Origin of the sequence: Chitinophaga rhizosphaerae (genome assembly GCF_003958645.1) — a bacterium.
Classification (GTDB): Bacteria; Bacteroidota; Bacteroidia; order Chitinophagales; family Chitinophagaceae; genus Chitinophaga; species Chitinophaga rhizosphaerae.
In genome coordinates, this window is record NZ_RXLO01000006.1 from 183,645 (window position 1) to 208,115 (window position 24,471).

At 55.7% G+C, this 24,471-nt stretch carries 11 protein-coding genes; 1 reads left to right on the forward strand and 10 read right to left on the reverse strand.

The annotated features are described in order from the left end of the window. Positions 1-111 precede the first annotated feature (111 nt). The 10 genes from EJ361_RS15900 to EJ361_RS15945 all read right to left on the reverse strand — a co-directional run bounded on the left by EJ361_RS15900 (position 112) and on the right by EJ361_RS15945 (position 21,705). On the reverse strand, positions 112-1,002 hold the full coding sequence (locus tag EJ361_RS15900; protein WP_164714282.1) for an AraC family transcriptional regulator: 891 nt from the start codon (positions 1,000-1,002) through the stop codon (positions 112-114). A 139-nt stretch (positions 1,003-1,141) separates the two neighbouring features. Beyond that, positions 1,142-2,200, reverse strand: a complete 1,059-nt coding sequence (locus EJ361_RS15905) for a DUF4998 domain-containing protein (protein ID WP_126246631.1) — start codon at positions 2,198-2,200, stop codon at positions 1,142-1,144. Positions 2,201-2,219: 19 nt separating this feature from the next. Next, positions 2,220-3,398 (reverse strand): DUF5000 domain-containing lipoprotein, encoded by a 1,179-nt coding sequence (locus EJ361_RS15910; RefSeq protein WP_126246632.1) that lies wholly within the window; start codon positions 3,396-3,398, stop codon positions 2,220-2,222. A 22-nt stretch (positions 3,399-3,420) separates the two neighbouring features. Next, positions 3,421-5,325 (reverse strand): RagB/SusD family nutrient uptake outer membrane protein, encoded by a 1,905-nt coding sequence (locus EJ361_RS15915; RefSeq protein ID WP_126246633.1) that lies wholly within the window; start codon positions 5,323-5,325, stop codon positions 3,421-3,423. 18 nt (positions 5,326-5,343) lie between these two features. Beyond that, entirely contained in the window at positions 5,344-8,451 is a 3,108-nt protein-coding gene (locus EJ361_RS15920; protein WP_126246634.1) for a SusC/RagA family TonB-linked outer membrane protein, read from the reverse strand. Positions 8,452-8,875: 424 nt separating this feature from the next. Beyond that, positions 8,876-12,115 (reverse strand): glycoside hydrolase family 2 TIM barrel-domain containing protein, encoded by a 3,240-nt coding sequence (locus EJ361_RS15925; protein WP_126246635.1) that lies wholly within the window; start codon positions 12,113-12,115, stop codon positions 8,876-8,878. Positions 12,116-12,176: 61 nt separating this feature from the next. Then, positions 12,177-13,475 (reverse strand): vanadium-dependent haloperoxidase, encoded by a 1,299-nt coding sequence (locus tag EJ361_RS15930; RefSeq protein WP_240646645.1) that lies wholly within the window; start codon positions 13,473-13,475, stop codon positions 12,177-12,179. Next, the gene (locus EJ361_RS15935; RefSeq protein ID WP_126246636.1) at positions 13,472-16,810 is read right to left on the reverse strand and encodes a VCBS repeat-containing protein; all 3,339 of its coding nucleotides are present in this window, start codon (positions 16,808-16,810) and stop codon (positions 13,472-13,474) included. Before EJ361_RS15935 ends, EJ361_RS15930 begins: the two co-directional genes overlap by 4 nt. A 100-nt stretch (positions 16,811-16,910) precedes the next feature. Continuing rightward, positions 16,911-18,575: a RagB/SusD family nutrient uptake outer membrane protein gene (locus tag EJ361_RS15940; protein WP_126246637.1), complete on the reverse strand. Its 1,665-nt coding sequence runs from the start codon at positions 18,573-18,575 to the stop codon at positions 16,911-16,913. Between the two features lie 13 nt (positions 18,576-18,588). Then, positions 18,589-21,705, reverse strand: coding sequence for a SusC/RagA family TonB-linked outer membrane protein (locus EJ361_RS15945; protein ID WP_126246638.1), 3,117 nt, complete (start codon positions 21,703-21,705; stop codon positions 18,589-18,591). A gap of 727 nt (positions 21,706-22,432) precedes the next feature. On the opposite strand from EJ361_RS15945, the gene EJ361_RS15950 reads away from it, so the two are divergent. After that, complete coding sequence (locus tag EJ361_RS15950; protein WP_126246639.1) at positions 22,433-24,451, forward strand: glycoside hydrolase family 2 protein; 2,019 nt, start codon at positions 22,433-22,435, stop codon at positions 24,449-24,451. Positions 24,452-24,471: the final 20 nt, after the last annotated feature.

The following is a 24,471-nucleotide window of genomic DNA, read 5'->3' on the forward strand; positions in this document are numbered from 1 at the left end:
AAGTGAACCATGATATAATCAACGACAACAAGTTCACGGAATTCCCGCGTATGGAAAATGACCGCTGTCGCAGCGAAGCTGATTCAAATCACCCTGCCTGCCGCATCCCCCCTACCCCGCTTCCTTCTTCCGCCGGCTCCGGTACGCCTGCGGCGACATCCCGATCTGCCGTTTGAAGAACCGCGAAAAGTAATACGCATCTTCCATCCCCAGCCGCACGCCTACTTCATTTACCCGCAGATCCGTGAACAGCAGGTATTGACAAGCCTGCTGGATTTTCAGGTGATTGAAATATTCGATGGGCGAAAAACCCGTTTTCTGCTTGAAAAGATAGCAGAGATGGGACACAGACACGTTGAGGACCGTCGCCAGGTCGGCCAGGCGGCACTTTCCGGCGAGGCGTTTCTGCATATGATCGATGGCGGTGTTGATCATGTTCGCGGAAAATTCCTCGCTGTAGGCGGCCGGCACTTCCTCGAAAAGGCAATCTGCCAGGAAGCCCGGCAGGTGCAGGTTGGCGAACAGGAGGTTATCGGTGCTGAAGCCCCGCTCGAGGCGGCCGTACAGTTGGTTGAAAAACGCTTCGCGCTCGTTGGAAAAATGGATGAACTTCTTGATGAGCGCGCTACCCTGCCGCAATCCTTCCACGAGGGCATCTGCGGCGCTGCCGGCAAAATGGAGCCAGTAAATCGTCCAGGGTTGCACTTCGTTGGCGGCGTAGGCATGCGGAACGCCCCTGGGGATGAGGAAACATTCCCCCGGTTCCACGGTGTACGCGGCATCGGCCAACTGCACTTTCCCGCGGCCTTCCTTGCAATAAATGAGGATGTGCTGCTCCGCACCGGCGGCCCGTTCGCGGAAATGGTAATGGGCATTGGGATAATACCCGATATCGGTGATGAAAAGCCCGGAAATGGCGGGCTGGTCCCGGCAGGCACGCTGATAGATGTGCCTTGGAATGATCACTGCTTTTTGTCCCTGAAATCCGTCGTGCTTCTTCATATCTGGTCGGTATGGCGTGGGTGAATCGGACACGTTGTTGTAACTGAATGGGTTAATCGTTGGTTTCCATAAAGCCTGAAGCCCGCATGGCATGCGAACTTCAGGCTTTCGTTCATCTATCGTTCACTGTTAAGGCTGTTTACTTCGTCCAAACTTCTTCTATAAGGCGGAAAGTCCCATCGGCATTGGTGTACTTATACCGCAAAACGAGTTGTCCCGTTGCCGGGTCGAAATAGCTCTTCCCGGCCGTGGGATGGTCTGCGAGCGGGTTCGTTCCGCTGATATAACCAGACACATCGATGGTATTGTTTTCCGGGTGGATGGTCAGCGTCATCTTGCTGTTGGCGTAATTGGCGAGGTTGGCGATATCGTCCGATTCATATGCCATGCGCGTATTCGTTTTTCCAAGCTGTTTGGAAAGGTTGATCGCCACCGAGCCCGCCAGCGTTCCGTCTGCACTATAATTGTAGCGGGTGCCGACGGCCGTGTAATTGCCTTCATACGGATATATGTATTCCAGCGAATCGAGGTAGGTTACGCCGAAAGTATCGATGGATGCCGAATACGGCCGGTAGAACGATCGGTAATATACCATGGTGCCTGGTTTCCAGTCGGGCAATTCGAGCGTTTCTTCATCCGGCCCAAGTTCCAGCGTGCGCGCTGCGCCGGTGGCGCTGGTGTACATCACGTCGGTCTTTACGTTGACCGTGTCTGGCGTAAACCAGTGGGTAACGAGTTTCCCGCCGTTGAGCGAAGTGCCGTTGCTGGCGCGATTGGACAGTTCTGACCGGTAAACATCGCCATACACGCGGATGTTGGCCAGTTCCATCCGGGTAGAGCGGTTGCCGAGCTCGTCGAACGAATAGACGGCGAAGGTCTGCGTGCCTTCGTTCACCCCGTTGATGACGATCCGCTGGCGTTGCGAGGGGTCGGTGACCTTGGATTCCGTGTCCAGCGAATCCTGCCCGTTATTCCAGAAAACCCGGTGCTTGCGGATAGACGGGTCTGTGCTGGGCAACCACGAGAGTTCCACGCGTTTATTGCCGGTTTCGATGGCCGCCTGTTGCATACGGCCGGGATAGATCACCTCCTTCCCGTCCAGCATGGATTTGAATTCGTCCGCTTCCTTTTTGCATCCGCAGGCGAGCACGGCGGCGAGCATCAGTGCAGCGGTTATGTTCGTTTGAAATAATTTCATCTTGATGATTTTGAAGTGATTATTCCGCGCCCCAGATGGTCATTTCCATGAGGTGCATGAAGTCTTCCGACATCGTTTCCAGCGTTTCGAAGCGGATGTACCGCACTTTCCCGGCGGCGCTGGGGAAGTCGTAATCGAACCCGGCCACGGCGGCGTTGATATCGTCCTGGGTATTGGTGCCAAGCGGCGAGCCGGAAGGTTTTTTGCAGTCGTATTCGCCCAGCAGCTCCCAGGTGCCGTCCATACTGCCGTCGGGATTGGGCGCCCTGGAACCCCACACCCTGAAGCGTTTCGGGTTGCCGTGGCTCCATACGTAAGGGCCCGTGCGCGGCCAGATCTTGAACCGGCTCAACTTCGCTTCCACGCCCATGTCGAACGTGAAATGCTGCGGCATGTTGGACCCGTCGGGCGTGTGGAACCCATATGGCTCGGCCACCCGGTCATCCCAGAGGTAAGGCATGATCCATCCGTAATCGTCGCGCTGATCGGTCGGGAGCTGGTATTGCTTGAATTTGGTTTTATCCAGCGCCTTTTCGAATATCGGCGTCAGCGTGACCGACAGCGTGTCGGAGAGATTGTTCCATTTGTCCGTTACGAACACCCTGAATTCACGCTCCACCGACGGGTATCCGCGCACTTTGATGCGGATACTGTCCAGCGAAGTGAACAGCTGTTCGATCACCTCCCATTCATTGTACTGGTCTTTGGCAAGGATGATGACACCGAGGTTTTTCTTTTCCGGGTTCAGCGCCGACACGTAAATCCCCCCGAAATCGGGCTGCACTTTCACTTCCTGGCGAACGAGCTTATAGATGGGCGTTTTCGGCGTAACGGTCACTTTCACGGGATCGGATTTGGCTTCGCTGCGCGTCACCACCGTGAGCGTTACATCGTACGGTTTGGCGTCTTTAAAACCTTCCACGATGAGCTTGTTGTCATAATAGGAAGCTTTGGCCTGGCGGGTCTGCTGGTCGTTGATCCGGTATTCCGCGAGCACGTACAGCAGGTTGGGGCTTTTGGGCAGATCGTAACTGATCTCCGCGCCGCCGTTGAACGGCACCACGCGCACATTGCTCACCGCGCCGGGTTTTGTATTGTCTTCGGAAGGGAAACCCTTGTAGTTGTCCGATTTGTTGCACCCGGCCAGGATCGTTCCTGCCAGCAGCAGCATGCCGGAAATGTATCTGAATTGTTTCATGATGTGGCTGTTTTATTGAAGATCACCAGTAAGCGTTTTGAACGAGGTTGGGGTTGACGGACAGGCTCCTGTCGCGCAGGGGCCAGAAGTAATCCTTCGTCTGGAATACGGGCGTGATGATGGATTGCGGCCGGTAGTACCCCGATGCCGTTTCCTTGTTGATATCCCAACCGCGGATGGGCTTGGACATGACGTTGGCGAGGGTTTTCCAGCGGCGGAGGTCCCATCCCGCCTGGCCTTCGAAACACAATTCGATCCGCCGTTCCTGCTGGATGATGGCGCGAAGCCCCGCCTGCGTGGTGAATTTGTTGGGGAAACGGGAATATTGCGACCAGGATTCCTGTACGGTTTTCAGTCCGGCGCGTACCCGCACGCGGTTGATGTAATCGTACGCTTCTTCCGACGGGCCTGCAGCTTCGTTCAGCGCCTCGGCGTACAGCAGGTACAATGCCGCCAGGCGGAACATGGGCCAGGGATAATCTTCGGTGATGCTTACCCCCTTGTCGTACACGGATTTGTAATGCACGAGCTTCTTGGGCCAGTAACCCGTGGCGTTATACCGGAACCCGTCCATCACACCGGCGGTCTGCCCGAGTTTTGCTTCCACGTGCAAAGCGCTCGCATCCGTCAGTACGCCGTTCCCGAACCAGATGCCGCCGTCGAAGCCGAGGTTGGCATAGTAGCGGGGCTCGCGGTACAGGTTCAAACCGGCGGTGGTATACCCTTCGCGGATGTAGAATTTATTGTCTGCATTCCCGCTGGTGGGATTGAAGCGGCGGGCATAGTCCCAGTTCCGGTCTTCATCGATTGGCACGCCGTTATCGGTATAGAAAAGTTCGGCGGTGTTGATGTTGGAGGGGAGCCGGGAGATGAGCTGGTAGTTGTCCTGCGCGGTAGCCGGCAGCCGGGCCGCGGCATATTGCTGGTAGGAGAACGGAATGTTCAGCGCCCAGATCATTTCTTCGTTCCATTTGAACGTAACGGCGCCCTGTATGGCGAGCACGCGCTTCGTCTGTTCGCTCACGGTGCCGAGGTTCCCCGGCGGCACGAAGCTGTACAGCCGGTAATTGGCGGCTTCCGCGGCCGTGATGGCTTCGCGGCAGGCCGTGGCGGCGATTTCCCATTTCTTCGGATCGGCAGCGGTGGAAAACAGGGGCTGGCCGTCTTTATTCTTCACCCGGGCATAATCCGGGTTGCCGTTGTACAGCGGGCTCGCCTGCGTGACCCGCACTTCCGCCTTCACCGCCCGCGCGATGTTTTTGGTGATGCGGCCCATCTCGCTCCCTTCCACCGCGATCTTTTCCGGCAGGTTGGGAATGGCTTCGTCCAGCAGCGACACGATGTAATTGAACGCGGTATCCACATGTTCGCGGCGCACGCGTACTTCTTCGGTGGTAGCGTCGATCTCCGCGTTTTTGCGGATGAGGGGAATAGGCCCGTACATCCGGAGGAGCCAGTAATGATAGTAGGCTTTCAGGAACTTCACTTCGCCCGTCCACCGGTTGCGCTCGGTTTCGGAAAGATCGATCGGTTTGTGGATATTATCCAGCATGATGTTGCACTGGCGAATGGCGATGAACATCGACCGGCCGCTGTTGGCGCCGTCCCAATAGTTCAGGATCGGTTCGGTAATGTTTTGTCCGCCGGTGATGATGGTGAACCCGATATCGTTGAGGAATTCCCGGCGCGGGGTGTTCAGCGGCAGGGCAATTTCCCCCGATGTGGTGAATGCCGGATGCTGGACCACATTGCCCAGTTGCTGCAGGGTATTGTAACAGGTGAAGAGATAATTTTCCGCTTCCAGCCGGTTGCGGAAGGCGTAATCGATCGTGGCGGCGTTGTCGGGCACCACGTTCAGGTATTCTTTACAGGCATTGAAACCCGCCGCCGTTGCGGCCAGCAAGGTCAGTATCACGAATCTTTTCATGCATTGCGGTGTTGTTAGTTAAAAATTAACGTTGAGGGCCAGGTTGAAAACCCGCTGCACGGGATAGTTCATGCCCGAACCCGCCAGCTCGGGGTCCCACATTTTGAAAGCGCTCCAGGTCAGGAGGTTCAGCCCGCTGGCGTAAATCCGGCAATTCTCCATGAACGCTCTTTTTGCGATGCGCTTGGGTAAAGTGTACCCCACTTCCACCGACTTCAACCGTAAAAACGCGCCGTTCCGCATGAACCAGGTGCTGGGCCGGAAAGTGTTGTTGGGATTGGCATTCGCCGTGAGGCGGGGCCAGGTGGCCATGAGGTCCTGATTTTCTTCCGACCAGTGATCGTCCGCATACGCTTTGAGCAGTTGCGTATTGCCCACGAAAGGCGCGGTGGCGTTGGGGTCGATGAAGAAAGACACCCTGTCTACCCCCTGGAAGAACACGGAAATATCGAAGGCCTTGTACCCGGCCGACAAGCCGAAGCCATATACGATCTCGGGCGTGGTGGGGTAACCGATATAGGTTTCGTCGCGCTCGGTGATGACGCCGTCGCCATTGAGGTCGCGGTACTTGATATCGCCGCCACGGGTGGGCACGCCGTTGAAGTTCTGCACCGGCGAAGCGGCCACTTCCTTATCGTCCACGAACAATCTTTCCGCGATGAACCCTTTTGCCTGGTTGAGCTTTTTGCCCACGGCGCGGCGCCAGGGCTCGTCCCACAGGGGCTCTTCATATGCTACGTATTCATTCTGCGCGAAGGTGAAATTCCCCCGGGCCTGCACCCATCCTTTTTCCCCCGCGAAATTCCGTTTGTAATCCGCCTGCAGGTCGAGCCCGCGTGCTTCGGCCTTGCCCAGGTTGGCGCTCACCGTGGCTTCGAGGCCCATGCTGGTAGGGATGGCGCTGCGGGCCTGGAGGATTTTATCCCGTTGCTGCCGGTAGATTTCCGCCGTGATGTTGAACCCGCGGAACATTTCCAGCTCCACGGCGATATTGGTAGTGCGGGCCACTTCCCAGGTTACGTCGTTGTTTTCGTAACTGAGGATGCGCACGCCATTACGGATATAGTTATTGTTGATCCCGAAAACCGACCTATTGCCGCCGTTGAGGTTCAGGTTGGACAGATAGTAGAACCTTGTGCCGGCGATCGCATCGTTCCCCACCAGCCCGTAACTGGCACGGATCTTCATCCGCTGCACGAAATCGGCGATCCCGCCGTTCCGCCAGAATTCCTCGTTAGACGGTACCCACGACACACCGAACGTCGGGAAGAACCCGAACCGGTTCTTCTCCGCAAAACGCTCCGAGCCATTGTACCCGAAGTTGAACTCCGCGAAATACCGGCTCTTGTAGGCATATGTGGCGCGCCCTGCCAGCCCGATGTTGCGGAATGGCAACGACGACTGCAGATCGGTAGCCTGCGCATTGAGCGTCTGCTGCCGCGTAGCTACCAGCGATCCGCTCACGTTGCTCGCCCCGAACTGGCGGTCGTAATCCAGCACGCCCTGCATGTACAGGAAAGAGGAGATCTTCCGGTTGCCGGGCGTAGCCACGTAGTCGATATATTCCGTTGCCGCACCGGGATCGGGGTTCAGCCAGGTAAGGTTGTATTTATCGGTCAGCTTGTCGTACCCCGTCACCGGGTCCACATAGTAGTAGAATGGCTTGTACTGCCGCACCACGTCGAAGAAGGAAAACCGGTTGGTGGAAATGAGCCCCCGGAACGTAAGCCCCTCCGTCACGAACGGCAGTTTCTGCGTCAGTTCGAACTGGGCAGACATGCGCGACTGCGAAAAATTCTGATAGCCTTTCATGATGCTGGCGTAAGGATTCGTGAACCCGTATTCCGGCGTACCGCCAAAGAGGATGTGGCGGGTGGTCTGGTTGGCGGAATCCGGGGCGTAGTAGGCCGGAAAATCCACCGGGCTCGTATGCAGCACCTGGTAATACATATCCGTTGCGATGGAGCCCGCCGGTGCGATGGGCCCCGTGTATTCGTCGAAGTTACCGGACAGGCGCACCACCGCTTCCGTGGTTTTCGTGATATTCACGTTCACATTGGAGCGGAGCTGGTAGTTGTTCAACTTTGCATTACTGTTAAAGCTGTTCATCTTGTCCACTTTCAGCGTCCCGTTGTCGCGGTTCGCGGCGCCGGAGATGTAGTACCGTGCCACCTTTCCGCCTCCGCTCACGCTGAAGTTCCCGGATTGGTTGAAGGTGCTGCGGCGGGTGATTTCCTTCATCCAGTCCACCACCGGGTACACATACGGATTGCGGTTGGGATCCTGCCGCATGCGGATTTCCTTTTCGTTGTAGCGCGGTTCCAGGATACCGGAATTGTAGTTGGCTTCGTTGTAGAGGCGCATGTAGGTGAAGGGATCGGCGAGGCTGATTTCCTTCGTGGGTTGCGAGATTTTGTTCTCCAGCCTGAAATTGATCATGGCCTTTCCTTCCTTTCCTTCCTTGGTGGTAACGAGGATGACGCCGTTGGCGCCGCGTGCGCCATACAACGCCGTGGCGCTTGCATCCTTGAGGATGGAAAAACTGGCGATATCGTCTACCTGCAAACGCGCGAGGTCGGTGGCCGTCAGCTCCACGTTGTCTACCAGGATGAGCGGATCGTTTTTATATCCGAAAGTCGTAACCCCGCGGATGAAGAAATTGGCGTTGTCCGCTCCCGGCTGCCCGCTGCGCTGGTACGCCACGATGCCCGCCAGCTGACCGGCCAGCGCGGTGGTGAGGTTGCTGGAAGGGATTTTCAGTTGCTGGGGGTTGATGGAGGTGACCGAACCCACGGTTGCCTCGCGGCGCTGCTTTCGCCCGAAAGCCGTTACCACCACATCCTGCAACTTGCTGGTGGCGATCTCCAGCACAATGTCTATCACCGCGCGGCCATTCACCTGGATGGTTTGGGGAACATACCCGATGGCAGACACCTGCAGCGCGCCACCGGCGGCTACATCGAGCACGAATTTACCGTTCATGTCTGTAGATGTACCCACGCCCTGGCTGCCCATCACCCCGATGCTGATACCGGGAAGGAGCATGCCCGTACTGTCTTTGACCGTACCCGTGACGGTGATTTTTTTAGCGTTGGATTGTTGTGCATAACCAGGTATCCAGGACATACATACTAAAAAGCAGCATAACAGTAGATGCTGCCAACGGACCGTCGGTTGCGGGAATAGGGAGGCCCTCCCACCCCTGAACGGCGAGTAGCGGATCGTCATAACGTATTTGTATTTGGTTGAAAAAACTGTAGTGTGAAATTACCTATTTAGCAAGCCTAAACAATAGACAATCGTGCAGTGAGATGGACTATCTTACGGACTTTACTGCAACGAAATCCATCAACCAAACAAGCGTTCAATTTGCAGCGGCCCTAACATTTTCAGCACCTTCACCGCGAATGTATCGCACCAGCCAGCCAGGCACAACCTGCATTTTAATATTACTAAACAAAAAAAGATAACTCGTACAAAAGATGGCTAAAAAAAGGTTTGATGAAATTGCATTCACCAAACCCTTTTTAAACAATAGAGAGTAGCATGCCTATTCTTCTTCCATCACCACGAGCTGATCCACGACCAGCCCGCCGTTATTGTCTGCGGCGAACTGAATGGTTACCTTACCATCGTTGGTGTCTTCCCGCATCATGAAAACCTTGATCCATTTTCCGGTTGCCGGGATGTCGCCGGTTTTCAGCTCCCTGCCTTCGATGGTGACGAGGCCGGAGGCTTTGCCATTGCGGGTGCTCAGGAAATGCAGGTATACATACCCTTTTACACCGGCGGGCGGTTGGAGCTGGATGGAAAAATCCCTCCCAGCCCAGGCGCTGACGCTGTCGCGGCGGATGGTCCGCAGACCGCTGGCGCTGTATTTGTAGCCTTTGTTGGCCATCACGGCATCATCTTCCACAGCCCAGTCTTTGGAAGCGGAAGCATTCCGCCCCGCGCTGATGAACAATGCCGCGCCGTTGAACGCGTTGGGCAGCGGCGAAGTGGGTGCCGCTACTTCGGTTTGGGCCAGGATTTCTTTCAACCGCGATTCCGGTAATGCCATTTTTGGGCGGAAAGCCGCGCTGTTCATGTATTGCACGAGGCTGTAGTACAACTGGTTGGCGTAAGCGTTCGCAGGTTGACGGAGGTTGTATCCGCATACCAGCAACTTCCCGGCGCCGATGCGCGTTTCGAAAATACTGCCCAGTTTTTCGTTGAAATGGAAATCGGAAACGGGCTGCGCGATGGGTGTATATGCCGCCGGCATATCACTCAGCTTGAAATACCTCGCACCGGGCGTGATCCTGAACCATTGCCAGTTGGTAAAATCGCTGGTCGGGAAATGGCGGAACGCTTCGCTGCTGGTATCGATGCGCGAGCCCAGCGTTTCGTTGCTCTGCCCCGGGAAGAAACTGGCGCTCCAGAAAAGCGGTGCAAAGCTCACCGGCGCCGAAGTGCGCTTGCTGCCGAGCTTGTCTGCCAGCAACAACACCTTCCCTCCCTTCGCCAGCACACTGTCTACCGAACCGTTCCAGACCTCGCTTATATAAATCCCGCCGGTATTGACAGCAAGTTTTCCCGCCGGCGGGAACACGAAGAACTGCCAGCTGTTGCTGTAACGGTTGTCCGCGAAATACAACCTGAAAGTGTACCGGCCTGCCAGGTCGGGGAAGTCCGTCAATGGCAGGTTGAGGCTGTCGGCTTTCGTGAGCGCTCCTTGTGGAAATACCGCCTGGCGGGCTTTTCCGCCATGCAGCTTTTTCCCGGCGGCATCGGTGATTTCCCAAAGCAGCGGCCCATTCACATCAGTTTTGAAATAGTTCGCCACTTCCATCCCCATGCGCAGCGTATCGGCGTGGGTGTAGGTGAACGTGGGCGTGCGGACCAGCGGCACTACGGCATTGCTGTATCCGCGGAAATCCCTGGCGGAAGTAGTGCCTTTATCGTCCCAGAAACAATCCAGCCACCCTACGAGCGCCTCGCCCTGGCCCTGGTAATCCTGCAGGCTCAGGAGCTGGAACCCGGCGCTGGAGGGCGCCAGCTGTATGTTTTCGATGAGGTTTTTATAGAGCAATTGCTGCAATTGGCCTGTGGAGCTGTGAAAATCCTTATCCTGCGAAGCCACGCCGTTTTTCTGCGCCATATCCCGGAAACCCTCTAGGTTGCGGGCTTTCAGCACACCGGTGTATTTACCGGTCTCGCTCCACAGCGGATGTACGGGCGCCTGACCTACCTCATGCGCGATAATGGGAATGTTCGCCCGGCTGTAGTTCGCTTCCAGCCCCGCGTCGGTTTTGTTCATACTGTATCCGTAGGTACCGCCTACGTTGGGGATGTTGTGCGTCACCATATAATCATCCACCGGCATGATCTTCCGCGCCGTAGACACGGAATAAAGCCGACGCGGATCGCCGGCTTTGGCTTTCTCTATCCATTTTTGCATCACGTCGAAATCGGAATTGCCCAGTTCGTTGCCGATGCAGAAAAAGAGAAACGAAGGATGATTGCCGTATTCGTCGATCACGCGCTTCATTTCCGCCTGTACGAAAGCGTCGGCGCCGGGGTTCTTCCCTAACCCCTGCGGGTAGTTTTTCGTGTTCATCTCCGGCCGGTCTTTCTGTTCGCCGGCCATCCACCAATCCAGCCAGATGATTTCGGTCTGGATGTAAATCCCCAGTTTGTCTGCCGCTTCGAAAGCCGCGCGCGGCGGCGTCCAGGAATGGAAGCGGACGGTGTTCAGCCCGAATTCCTGGTACTTTTTGAATATCCGCTCCCATTCCTTCACGTCGCAGGAAGGATAGCCGGTGAGCGGGAAATGCACGCAGTCGAGGTTCCCGCGGACGAACGTCGCCCTGCCGTTCACGAGAATTTTATTCCGGGAGGTAGACACCTTCCGGAAGCCGATTTTATCATTCCACGTACAGGTATTTTTTCCTTGTCTCAGTTCAACTTTCACGTCGTACAGGTTAGGATCGAACTCGTCCCATAGCCGGACATGGTCCCACCCCAAGGGCGAAAACGCCAACAGGGTATCGCCGGCAGGAATGTGGATTTTGCTGGATGTATTCTTCACCACTTTCCCCGTTTTCGGATCGTTCACCACAACCGATGCTTCCACATTCGTGGCAACATCGCTTTTCACCCATACTTCCACCCGCATTTCCATTTTATCCGCATCCGGGTAAAATTTCGCCCTTTCAATGGAAAAAGCCGGTGTGGCCTGCAGCTCCAGCCGGCCTACGATGCCGTTCCAGATACTTTGCGTGTATTCCGTATATCCGTGCCCTTTATCACCGATGTTATGGATGAGATCGTTGTTCACGCAGATATCGAGTGTATGGGTGCCTGGCGCCAGCTTCCCGAGGGAATGGCGGTGGGGAACGTAGAGGGGCGACTGGCGGGAGATTTCCTTTCCGTCGATGAACACCCTGCTTTCCCACAGTACCCGCTCCAGGAACAGGCTCACCTCCTTCCCGGCCCAACCTGCAGGCACGGTAATCTCCCGGCGATACCAGGCGGGGCCAACATGCTTGTAGGCCCGGGTGAGAATGCCGTAATCGGAGCCCGTCGTTTTCTGGCCCAGCTTCGCCTGGTCGGTGGTCCCGGGCAATTGCAGGGAATGTTGAAAAGTCTGCGGAGGCATATTCCGGTTGAAGAATGCGCTGTCTGCATCCAACTGCACCGCCCATTTCCCTGCGAGCGACATCCGCTCCTGTGCCTTCGATGGCAAAGCCATGGCGATGCCTGCGGTCAGCAGCGACCCTAAAATCCATTCATTGGCGCTTCGTGTCATAAGCTGTTTCTGTTTGATAATCAAAAATATGGGTTACAATCAATGAACGATTTGCCACTGGTTACTTAAGTTTCCCCATCGCCCAAATGCCGATACGGCTTCCCTGCCGCTTGCCGTTTTCGATGGCGTCCATGAAGTGGATACCGCCATAGAAACGGGAAATGGCCGCTTCGTCCATGGCATGGGCGAAAGATGCATACTTCCGTGCCGGCAGTCCGTAGGGCACTTCCACATCATCCGTGTAAGCGAAGCCTTCGCCGAAATAACCGGTCAGTACCGTTGCCACGGCAGCGGAAACTACGGAATGGCCGCTGGTATATTCCGGGAACGGGGGTGTTTGCAACAGGGGTTGCCATCCGGGATCGATGTACTTGCGGATGGCGGTTTCCGGCCTGATGCGGTTGCTACGGAACTTTTCGTCCCAGCAGCTGATGAAGGCGTCGGTCATCGTAACGGAAACGCCGGTAAATATTTTCATCGATTCGTCGAAACCTTTCCCGGCCTGCTTGCAGGCGATGGCGGTAATGCCCAGCCAATGCGCACCCGGAGAGATCTTTTTCACGGCAGACATCAGGTGCCCGCGGTTTTCCACGGCGAAGGGGTTGCAATCCCAGAACTCGGCGATGGCCCCGGTTTCCGCGGTGAGCGAATCTTTATAATTCAATTCCATCAGTTGAAAGAAAGCGGAATGCGGGTCCGCCGAAAACGGGATGGGAGCTTCAGACTTGAATTGCTGCGCCGAGTCTAGCGTAAAGGGCCTCACTCGGTTAAAATAAGGCTCCACCGCGGCCATGTAAGCCGGTGGCGTAGGATACCACTGCCCTTCCGCCTGCCGGGGTTCGTACCGCGGGTAATTGCTGATCCTGTTATAGCCGTCTGCCTTCGCATACCGGAGGATGGCGGCTACAACACTGTCTGCATATTCGCCCGACGCACCGATCATTTCCGGGGATACACCTGCATTCCGCAACGAGTCCAGCAGCTGTTTTTCAAACGCCCTGATCTCGCCGCCCGAGGGTTGCATCCGCGCCGCCGTACGGGTCATCGCCAGCAGGGCCGCCAGCTGGTAATCGTATCCTGCCGGAGGCGCGAAAGCTATGTCCGGATACCCGTTCAGTACGCCTTTCATCGTCCCTGCCGCCGAATCGTGCCGGGAAACTATCTCATACCCGGCCAGGCTCGCATAAGCAAAAAAACGGGCGGCCAGCGGCGGGTTCGTCACATCATGCACCATTACCTCCGTCATTTTCGACAACACGCTCCCGATTTCGCCGCTACCGAACACAACCCGCTCCTGACGGGCTTTACAGCCGGCGGCCAGCAGGCAGCATGCCATTAATATATATCGCCAATTCATCATTTTCCATTTATTTTACAGGATATTACCGGTTGCTGGTTGATACCGAAGAACAGCCGGTCGTTCAGCCGGAGCACGCTCCTGACATCGCCACGGACCCGCAATCCGGATTTGGCCTGCGGCACATAGGTGAAATTGCCTTTCCCGTCGTTCTCCAACAACATTCCATAACTGGCATCGCTGCTCCCCAGGCGCAACCGGGCCTGGTTAATATTTCCGCAGAGCAGAATATCGGGATCGCCGTCCTGGTCGAAATCGAGGTCCGTGATCGTGAACACGGGCGAATACTGGGCCTGCAACGGCAGCCGCTTCTGCGCGAAAGTGCCGTTGGCGGTGCTTTCGAAATACACCGTTTCCAGGTAGTTAGCCGTGAGTTTTGCCGCGCCGGTCCTTTCCTCCGGCCGGAAGATATCGTTATAGCCTGCTTCCGCATAAGCCCTGTACGTTCCGAACCGCGTACGCATGATGCTCAATTGGTCGAACAGCTCGTCCCGGGTAATAAACGGCCAGGATTTCCCCTGGAGGTAAAAACAGAATACGGGGTCTACCGAACCGTTGTCGTCATAATCTTTGCTGTACAGTTCCGCGGGATGGGTTTCATCCGCGCGGCATTGGGAGTTCAATCCCATATTACCCACGATGATGTCCTGACGGCCGTCTCCATTGTAATCCGCGACCGACAGGCGATTCCACCAGCCGGTGAACTTCTTTCCGAAGTATTGTTCCGTACGGACTTCCAACCGGCCGTTCTGGTTAATGTATACGGAAACCGGCATCCATTCCCCCACGATCACGAGATCGGGCCGATGGTCGTTATTGAGGTCGGTGAACGCGGCATCGGTTACCATGCCGGCGCGTTGCAACGGTGCGGCGAGCGTGGCTGTCTGGTTGGAGAAATGTCCTTTCCCGTCGTTAACGAGCAGGAAGCTTTCGGGAATTTCCGGGTATCGCCCGGGAACGTTCCGGCCGCCCGCGAAGATATCGGGAAAGCCATCGCCATTGACATCTGCCGTTTGCACGCAACCTGTTGCGGCAAGCATTTCCGGCAGGGCGCCGGCCGCCTTCCTGAAATTCCCTTTGCCGTCGTTCAGGTACAACCGATCCTGCAACAATGTGTCTTCCGGCAGGAAATTATGGTACCCGCCGCTGGCAATGTACAGGTCTGCCGTGCCGTTGCCATCTGCATCGAAGCAAACGGCGCCGGCGTCTTCGTAGCGGTTATCTGCCTCCAGGGCGGGTTGCGGTCGCCGCAGGAAACTGCCATCCGGATTTTGCAGGAACAGGGCCCCCGCTTTCCCGCCGCCGCCGCCGATGAAAATATCTTCGCGCCCATCGCCGTTCACGTCGCCCTTCGTCATGCACGGGCCGAAGAACGACAGCGGATTGATGAGCAGGGGCTGCCGTTTAAAATCATTGATGTTGTTTAGTGCCGCTTCATAGGCGATCGGAGAAACGTCTTCCCGGAAGATCGTCCGGGGCTCCGCAACAGCCGTGGCGGGGGTTTCCCGGGCGGCCGACTGTTTTAGTACCAGTATCTGCCCGGATTTCACCGCGCCGAAAAACTGCATCCTGCCATCCGGCCAGCGCACCCAAAGGCTATCCGCGCCTGTCGCCTTTCCCAGTCCGAAATGAAGGACGGGAGAAACGGAAGACTGAAATCCTCTTGCGGGCATCTGTTCGAGGTATTGCCATTGGTCCCCGGTGCAGACCGCTACCTTGGTGCCGACGCCTTGCGTATTGCCGGCCGCCCCTTCCAGCTTTACCTGCAACCAGCCATTGGCCTGTTTTTCAGCATTATTACGGTAAATAAAGGCAGGCTGGTTGATGTTGTTGACCACCAGGTCGAGATCGCCATCGTTATCCAGGTCGGCATAAGCCGCGCCGTTGCTATTGGATGGAACGTTGCAGCCCCATTGCTGCTGCATATTGGTAAAAGTAGCATCGCCATTGTTCCGGAAAATGTAGTTAACCACGTTGGACGCGGGGATTTCTTTCACGAGTTTGAACAGATCTTCCCGATATACCTGTTTGCGTTTTTGTTGAAGAAAGTCGGTCATGTACTTGAGAAAATCCATGTTGGTGTAGTCGCGGACGTAGCCGTTGGTCACGAACAGGTCTTTCCAGCCATCGTTGTCATAATCGGCCAGCAGCGGGGCCCAGCTCCAGTCGGTATTGGAAATCCCGGCCAGTTGGCCCGTTTCACTGAAGGAGCCGTTCCCGTTATTGAGCTGGAGCATATTCCGCATATACTGGCGATGGAATCCCGCGCGTACGAGCATGTCGAACTCTTCGTAGTTATCCGGTGCGAAGAGGAGTTTCTGGCGGAGGTTGTCTTCGGGCAGCATATCGAGGGTGATGATATCCGGCCAGCCGTCGTTGTTGACGTCGGCGATATCGTTGCCCATGGAGAATTGCGAAGTATGTCCGATGCGGGATGCGAGTTGGTCCGTGAAAGTGCCGTCACCATTGTTGAGGTACAGGTAATCCGGTACGAGATAGTCGTTGGAAAGGTATATATCCGGCCATCCGTCGCCGTTCACGTCTGCGATGCCGGCGCCCAGGTTGTAGCTGAGAGGCGAACTGGCGATGCCGGACCGGGCCGTTGCATCGGTGAACCGGCCGTTATCGTTGCGGAGGAGGCGGGTGCCGGATGCGGGATCCTGTTGCCGGAGGATCGCGGCAATGCTGGCATCGTCGAGGTTATCGAGGCGCCGCGGGTTGTGATTGGCCTGCAGGAGATCCAGGTCTCCGTCTTTATCATAATCGAAAAAATAAGCCTGGGTACCGAACACGGAGTCTGCCAGCCCGAAAAGCGCCGCTTCGTCCCGGAATACCGGTTTGCCGCTTTGATCGGGGCCTTTGTTGATGAACAGTTGGGGGATCCTTTTCATGCCGTTGACTTTCCCGGAGTAGCAGACATAAATATCGAGCCGGTTATCGCCGTTAACGTCGGCCATGACGGCGCCGGTTTTCCAGGGGCCGGGCCTCCCCGCTACGCCCGCAGATCCCGTAATATCTTCGAACCGCATGTGCCCGTTGTTGCGGTAAAGGCGGTTATCAACCATATTCCCCGTGAAATAGATATCCTGCAACCCGTCGTTATCCACATCTCCCACGGCAACGCCGCCTCCATTGTAGAAGTATTCATACATCAGTACATTGGTATTCAGCCCTTCCGTAAGCGAATCATTGAACGCGACGCCGGTTTCTGAAGCCGGGAGGAGATCGAAGAGTACCGGGGCCGCAGGGCGGTCTTTTTCCGGACCGCCGCAGGCAGCGCAGCCGATGGCGATATAACCTGCCAGCCAGCAAATATTATTAATCCTGAATCTGCGCATACGGTTTATGTTTAATTCATCCTGTAAAACGTGTATGTAAAAACTCCCTGACTAGAAAATCAGAGAGTTTTACTTATCAAATCAAGATTGGTATAACCAATTAATATCCGGGATTCTGCTTCCCTTGTAATTTCGGATTCTTTTCTATCACGCTTTGCGGTATGGGGAATAAGTAGTTCTTATTGGCAAAGAACTTGCGATCGCCACCCCTGGCTTCCACGGGAGCGTATTGCAGCACACCGCCCGGGCCGGCCTTGATGGAGATCCCATGCAGCGGCCTGTTCAGGTTTACTTCGGCTACCTTCCAACGGATGAGGTCCCAGTAACGCTTGTCTTCGAACGCCAATTCAACCCTTCTTTCCCGCCGGATGGCCGTCCGCATCTGGTCTTTGCTGAGGCCTGCCGGCAGCCCGGCCAGGTCAGACCGGTCTCTTACCAGGTCTACCGCCGCATACACGGTACCATCCGGACCGGCAGCTTCGTTCTGGGCTTCGGCGTAGTTGAGCAATATTTCCGCGTAGCGGAAAATGATGTAATTCTGATAGCTGGTGGCACCATCCCAGTTGGCGGCGCCGAGCGTGATATCGGTGGCCATACGCTTGCGGGGATAGTAACCGGTTTGCCCGGCATCGTCGCGATCGGTGAGATCGATCTCGTTTTTGCTGCCGATCCCCTGGCGGGTAAAGATGGTGTCGTTATAGAACCAGGACCCGTCGTGGACGATAGACTGATAGAATCGTTTTTCGCGGTTTTCGTAAGGTTTTTGCGGATTATATCCGGAGGTGGGGTCGGTGATGACCTTGCCATTGTCCATCGCGTAATCGTCTACCAGTTCCTGCGTGGGATTCATGCCACCCCAGGAAGTTTCAGCACCGCCTTTGGTGAATGTGGGGCCGATGTAGCCGTCGAGGGCGCCGCCTTTTCCGGAGCCCGGGGGCGCATATTCCCGGTAGAGGATAGACTCCTTGCTGCTGTTGCCTTTGCTCAGGAACAGCGCTGCATAATCAGGATCGAGGTCATAATCCAGCTCGTCCATGATTTTTTTGTTGCTCGCTGCGGCAGCGGCCCATTTCCCGGCAAACAGCTCGCACCAGCCTTTCAGCGCCATGGCGGCACCTTTCCCGATTTTACCGGAATTTGGCTTGGGCGGCAGGTCTGCATATATCGCGGCACATTCGTCGGTGATGAATTTGAACGTTTCATCGGCCGTATTGCGTGCCCGGAACACGTCGTCGCCCTGGGTTTCCACATCGAGCACATCGGTGATCAAAGGTACGCCCCCGAAGGCCATCCAGAGGTTGTGATAGAAATAGGCACGCAGGAACCGGGCTTCGGCCAGTTTCAGTTTTTTATAGTCGGCGGAAAGAGAAGCGGATGCAGTGACATTCTTGATGAACACGTTGCATTTCCGGATATTGGTATAATTGGTGGCCCAGTCGTACATGCTGCTCACTTCGCCCGACAGGCCGGCGTTGGCAGGAGAATAAATCGCCTGCTGGATGAGCGTCCGGGAAGTGGGCCAGGCAAATCCGCAAATGGCATTGTCTGACCAGTTCTCTACCGGGTCGTACCAGTTGTTGCCATCGGGAAGACTGCGGTAGATGTCGTTCAGGAATAGGTCGGAAGCTCCCGGATCTGTCCATACGTTGGCATCTGTCAGCCTGTCGCGCGGTTCCACATCCAGTTGTTTATCTGAACAGGATGTCAGCGAAGCCGCACCCATCAACAAACAGCATCCGATTATCGAAATATTCTTTTTCATCATCTCGGTCAAAATTTTAGAAATTAACGTTTAAGCCCACGGTGATCACTTTTTGTTGCGGATAATAGTTTCCGTTGCTGGCGCTCGCTTCCGGGTCGAAATCCTTCATGTCTTTGGCCCAGGTGAACAGGTTCTGCCCGGAAACGTAAGCGCGAACGGTTTGCAGATGTGCTTTGGCGGCGATGGCGGCCGGCAGCGTATATCCCAGTTCGGCGGATTTCATGCGGAGGTAGTTTACTTTCCGCATCCACCAGTCAGACACCTGCGTGGAATTCTGGCTGGGTTGCGGCAATACGCGCGGATACAGTGCCCCGGTATTGGTGGGCGTCCAGTAATCGAGCGTGGTGGCTAATGCGGAACCGCTGTTGAAGAAAGGATAGGCGGCCTGACCGTTCAGCAGGAAACTGCCGGCACCGGCGCCCTGGAACAGCAGGTTCAGATCGATCCCTTTGTAGGTAACGGTGGGCGAAAAACCATAGATCAGCTGGGGCGTGGAAGGGTTGCCGATGACTTTCTGGTCGTTGGCGTCGATCTTCTTGTCGCCGTTCACGTCTTCATACATGATATCTCCCGGGCGGAGGGTACCGAATTGCGCAACGTCGTATTCGCCGGTTTCGATGATGCCGTTACCGTTCTTGTCGTCGCTTTGCTGGAACAGGCGGATGGCGTGGTAGCCGAACTGCGTACCGATGGGGCGGCCGGTCTGTTTCCTGTTAGGATTATTGAACGTTGCCGGCAGCTCGAAGATCTGTACGTATTTATTCTTCGCGTAGGTGGCGTTGGCGGTAAAGCTCACGCGCAGGTCCCTGGTCACGTTATAGGAAGAACCGATGCTGAAATCGAAGCCGCGGTTGCTGACCGCTGCGGAGTTCGACTGGGGCAGCCCGATGCCGTATTCCGCCGGTACTTTATTCTGGTTGGCGATCAGAATGTCGTTCCTTTTTTCGATGAAATAATCCGCTTCCATGGTGAACAGGCCATTCTTCACCGATAATTCGAATCCGACGTTCGTTTTCTTCGCTTTTTCCCAGGTGATGGCCAGGTTGCCGGGTGCGGTTTCACGAAGCCCCTGCGAGCTGGCGCCGCCGAACACGGCATTGTTGCTCAGCAGCGAAAATGCGCTCAGGTACTGGAACGGTGCGAGCACGCCGCCGATGTAAGGCAGGGCGCCGCTCTCGCCGTAAGACCCACGGACCTTCAGGTTATCCAGCCAGGAAATGTTTTCCATGAACTTTTCCTCCGAAATGCGCCATCCCACAGAAAATGCCGGGAAGAGCTGGTACCGCTGGCCAGGAGCGAACACATAATGTCCGTCGTACCTGCCGGAAGCTTCGAACAGATACTTCCCGTCGTACGCATAGGTAAGGCGGAAGATCATGCCCCTTTGTTTCAGCTCGCTGGAGGAGCCGCTGTTCGACAAATCGTTGGCATTGGAGCTGCCGTTGTTCAACTCGGGAATCCCCACGTTATAGTTTACCCGTCCGGCCCCGAAGCTGGTGGATTTGGTGTTGCGGGACTCCAGTACCAGCGTGGCGCCTACGTCGCTTTTACCGAAACTGTTGGCATAGGTCAGAAAACCCTGGTAAGTGAAGGCCTGGCTTTGACCGTAGGAAACATTGTAAGTCGGTTTCGCCGGCCCGTCCGACCCGATCTGTGTGATGGTGTAAGGCGAAGTGGTGGCATCCGTTACCGCATAATACGGAATGGGGGTGGCCCAGGTTTTCACGGTGCCGCCGTTGGGGTCGTTGAAGTCGTAGCTGAATACGGCTTTGGCGGTCAGCCCCTTGATGGGTAACTTTTGCTCCAGGCTGACCTGGCTCAGCAATATCTGCCGCAGGTCGTTGGAATAACCGCTTTTATGAATGTTCCCGTAAGCCGAGCGGCCGATGTAGGAACCCCATAAACCGTTGCTGAAAAGCACCGGCGCCACTGGGGGCGTGCGGTACAGCTGGTCGAATATGCTGCCGGCGGAACGGGCGGGATAGCGCCTGTCTTCCACCCTGCCACTCAGCGAAATGCTGAACCTGGTGGTGTTCGTTACCTGGGCTTCTACGTTCGATGTGAGATTATAGCGTTTGAAATTGGTGGGGCCCCACATCCCGTCTTGCGACAGGAACCCCAGCGCGCCGAAGTATTTCACTTTCTCCGAGCCGCCCGATACGGACAGGTTATGCCCCATCATGGGCGCGTTCCGGTTGATGAGCGTCCGCAGCGGATCGTTCACGGGGAACAGGTCGGGATCGGAACCGTCTTTATATTTCTGGAGCGCGTTATCGTCGTACACCGGCGCCGTGCCCGCGTTGGCAGCGGCCGCATTGCGCATGGTGGCATATTCGTAAGAGGTCACCATTTTAGGCAATACGGTGGGGTTTTGCCAGCCGTAATAGCCGTTGTAAGAAAGTTGCGGTTTGCCGGCGGAACCTTTTTTCGTGGTCACGAGGATAACGCCGTTGGCGCCTGCTACACCGTATGGCGCTACGGCCGCGGCGTCTTTCAGGATGGTAAAACTGGCCACGCTATTGGGGTCTAACTGCTGGAAGCTGCGCGGAACGCCGTCCACGATCACCAGCGGGGCGGTATTGCCCGTGGTGCTGAAACCCCGGATGAGGATGGAAGACCCATCATAGCCGGGCTCTCCGCTTCCCTGCTTGAAAATCACGCCCGGCACACGCCCGCCCAGCGCATTGCTGAGGTTGGCCACCGGCAGGCTCGCCACTTCGGCACCCTTGATACTGGATACAGCCGCCGTGAGCGAGGTACGCTTCTGCGTGCCATACCCCACCACGATCACTTCATCCAGCTTTTTGTCGATCGCCTTGAGCACGAACCGGATATCGGTCTGATCACCGACCGCGATCTCCATGGGCGACGAAGCCATGTGCGTGGCCACGAGCACCACATTTTCTCCCGAAATACTGATGGAGAATTTACCATTATCGTCCGTAATCGCATTCGCCGGACGCCCCTTGATGGAGATCGTGGCTCCCGGTAAAGGTTGCCCCTGCTCATTGACGACCGTTCCCATGACCTTCCGCGCAGTTTGCGAAAAACCAGGCAGATACACGAATACGGATAGCAGGATCAATAGTCCACTGATCAAAGGAATAACGTGGTGGTGTTTACCAAATTTCATTAGATGCTAGTTTTAGTTTAGTATACCTGAACATATTCCCCAACAGGAAGCAGATCGATGATATTGGGCTCATCTGTTAAATGCCTATACATATTGCATGCTTCAGGCTGCGGGACGGAATTACTGTTCCTTCAAAAATTTAAATGGTTTAATGCTAACGGTCGCTTTTCATAACTATTAAGACGATGGAATGTGGCGCCTATCCAATTTCATCCGGCACCGGATTCATCATAATTTACCGCTCGTTCGTCACGCACCGGCCGCAAACATACGGTTACCGTCCGCATCCTTGCCGGATCCGTGTTCATCTTTCAGCATTCATTGGCCAGGCTAATGGTTCCGCGGTATATTCAGGTCTTATTTAAATCTGCCTGTTTTGCTTATCATACCGGGTACAACAATGTCCGGAAGGAACGGGGCGCTTCATTTTTTCACGCGGATCAATACCTACTGCCCTTTCCCGGATAATAATTCACTGTTAAATCATACAAAATCGAGTATCGCTCACTTATGTGCAACGCAATGCCGACACATTTGTCAAAAATTGGTTGTAACGCTACAAAACTAGGCGTAATCCATAGCCCGGCCAATGGACTAACTAACTGATAGAATGGACAATCTTATGATCCGTAAGCAGTCTTTACGAATCGGACGTATCTTGTTCCGGCATGCATAACGCATGTACGGATTCCACTTTTCACCCAATCGATTGTAAACTTTCCACATCATGAGATGGACATTCACATTCCTCACCGCCGCGATACTGCTGTTTCATTGCCGGGCCTTCGCCCAACACACGGCATCGCCGCAGCAGGAAACGGTTTCACTGAACGGGAATTGGCTGTTTTGTACAGACTCGCTGGGCATAGGGGCCCCTGGGCGCTGGTTCGCCGCTTCACTCCCCACCCACCTCTCCAGAACGGTGAAAGTGCCGCACACCTGGAATGTAGACCCCGGCACCGAAGAATACTACGGCACCGCCTGGTACCAGCGGGAAATAAATATCCCGCAGGAAACCAAAGGCCGGATCGTTCGCCTGAAATTCAACGCCGTGTACCGCGACGCCGTCATCTACCTCAACGGCCGGCAGATCGGCCAACACCACGGCTCCGGCTACACCGCTTTTTATATAGACGCATCGAAAGCAGCCCGGAAAGGGAAAAACCTGCTGACCGTTTCCGTGAACAATCAATTCTCCAACACCGCACTCCCCTACGGCCAATCGTTCGACTGGGCTAACGACGGCGGTATCACGCGAAGCGTATCTCTCCACATTTCCCACCCGTCTGGCATCGATTATATATTGGCCGATGCAAGACCCGTTCCCGGATCAAGAGCGGGCCAGTTGCATGTGCAGACCGTACTGCTCGACAGGAAATCCCAAAAACCGCTGCGCACCCGCGTATCCGTGATCGATTCGGCGCAAAAAACCATATTCACACAAACGCAAAACGGCACGCCGCAAGACGGCAAACTGAAAACTACGGTACAAATCCCCGAAGTACAGCTTTGGCATTTCGATCACCCGAACCGCTACCAGGTACAGGTGGATGTGATGGACAAAAACACCGTTATCGCCACTAAAACCGTCACCGTCGGCTTCCGCAGCATCGAAGCCAGCAACGGGAAGATCTTCCTGAACGGCGAGCCGGTAAGACTTTCCGCCCTGGAATGGATGCCCGGCTCCCACCCGGGTTATGGCATGGCCGAACCCGCGGCTATCCTATACGGTAACCTGGAACACCTGAAAAAACTGAACGCCGTTTTCACCCGGTTCCATTGGCAGCAGGACGAGGCGCTGCTGGACTGGTGCGACCGCAACGGACTGCTCGTCCAGGAAGAAATACCGCTCTGGGGCGGCGCTACCGTGCTCGATTCCATCAAATCCGTTGCCATGATGCAGGCCGATGAAATGGTGCTCCGGCATTTCAACCACCCGTCTGTCATTGCCTGGGGCGTGGGCAACGAGCATTCCGGGCAACATAAGCCTACGCACGACTACGTGAAACATATGTACAGTTACATCAAGGCGATGGATAGCAGCCGCCTCGTCAACTACGTCAGCAACACCATCCAGTTCAACCCGAAACTGGACGCTACCGTTTTCGGGGACGTCATTATGTGGAACGAGTACTACGAGACCTGGTTCGGCGGTAAAATGACGGACGCCCCGGCTATGCTGGACAGCATCCACAAATATCATCCGGAAAAACCCATCGTCGTTTCGGAATACGGGCTTTGCGAGCCGGCGTTCAGCGGCGGCGATCCCCGCCGGATCGCGCACATGATCAGCCATACGGCCCTGTATGAAACACGGCCCTTCGTAGCCGGCGCCATCTACTTTTCCCTGAACGATTACCGCACGTTCATCGGCGAGGAAGGAACAGGCAAACGCCGGCAAAGGGTACATGGCATGATCTCGCTCGACGGTGAGTTGAAACCCTCCTATCACATGCTGAAAAACCTCTTCAGCCCGATCATCGTGACCAGCATGCAAACTTCCGCCGACCATGCAAATATCACCGTCACCATCACGATTCCGGGCGGTATGCCGTCGTACACCTTACATGGATATACGGCGCATGTTTCCAGCGCATCCGGCGCGGGAGAAAAGCTCCTGCTGCCCGTTATGGAACCGGGAAAACAATACAAATTCACCCTGAAAAACCGGGATGGCGAAAACAGGCGGATAGTGCTCTGCCGCCCCGGCGGATACATGGTAATATCGGTTCCGGTCAACAGGTAAATACATTACACAGAACAAAA

Excerpts from the sequence above, each read along its gene's own strand:
- EJ361_RS15900 (WP_164714282.1), bottom strand. The coding sequence starts at position 1,002 with ATGAAGAAGCACGACGGATTTCAGGGACAAAAAGCAGTGATCATTCCA.
- EJ361_RS15905 (WP_126246631.1), bottom strand. The coding sequence starts at position 2,200 with ATGAAATTATTTCAAACGAACATAACCGCTGCACTGATGCTCGCCGCC.
- EJ361_RS15910 (WP_126246632.1), bottom strand. The coding sequence starts at position 3,398 with ATGAAACAATTCAGATACATTTCCGGCATGCTGCTGCTGGCAGGAACG.
- EJ361_RS15915 (WP_126246633.1), bottom strand. The coding sequence starts at position 5,325 with ATGAAAAGATTCGTGATACTGACCTTGCTGGCCGCAACGGCGGCGGGT.
- EJ361_RS15920 (WP_126246634.1), bottom strand. The coding sequence starts at position 8,451 with ATGTCCTGGATACCTGGTTATGCACAACAATCCAACGCTAAAAAAATC.
- EJ361_RS15925 (WP_126246635.1), bottom strand. The coding sequence starts at position 12,115 with ATGACACGAAGCGCCAATGAATGGATTTTAGGGTCGCTGCTGACCGCA.
- EJ361_RS15930 (WP_240646645.1), bottom strand. The coding sequence starts at position 13,475 with ATGATGAATTGGCGATATATATTAATGGCATGCTGCCTGCTGGCCGCC.
- EJ361_RS15935 (WP_126246636.1), bottom strand. The coding sequence starts at position 16,810 with ATGCGCAGATTCAGGATTAATAATATTTGCTGGCTGGCAGGTTATATC.
- EJ361_RS15940 (WP_126246637.1), bottom strand. The coding sequence starts at position 18,575 with ATGATGAAAAAGAATATTTCGATAATCGGATGCTGTTTGTTGATGGGT.
- EJ361_RS15945 (WP_126246638.1), bottom strand. The coding sequence starts at position 21,705 with ATGAAATTTGGTAAACACCACCACGTTATTCCTTTGATCAGTGGACTA.
- EJ361_RS15950 (WP_126246639.1), top strand. The coding sequence starts at position 22,433 with ATGAGATGGACATTCACATTCCTCACCGCCGCGATACTGCTGTTTCAT.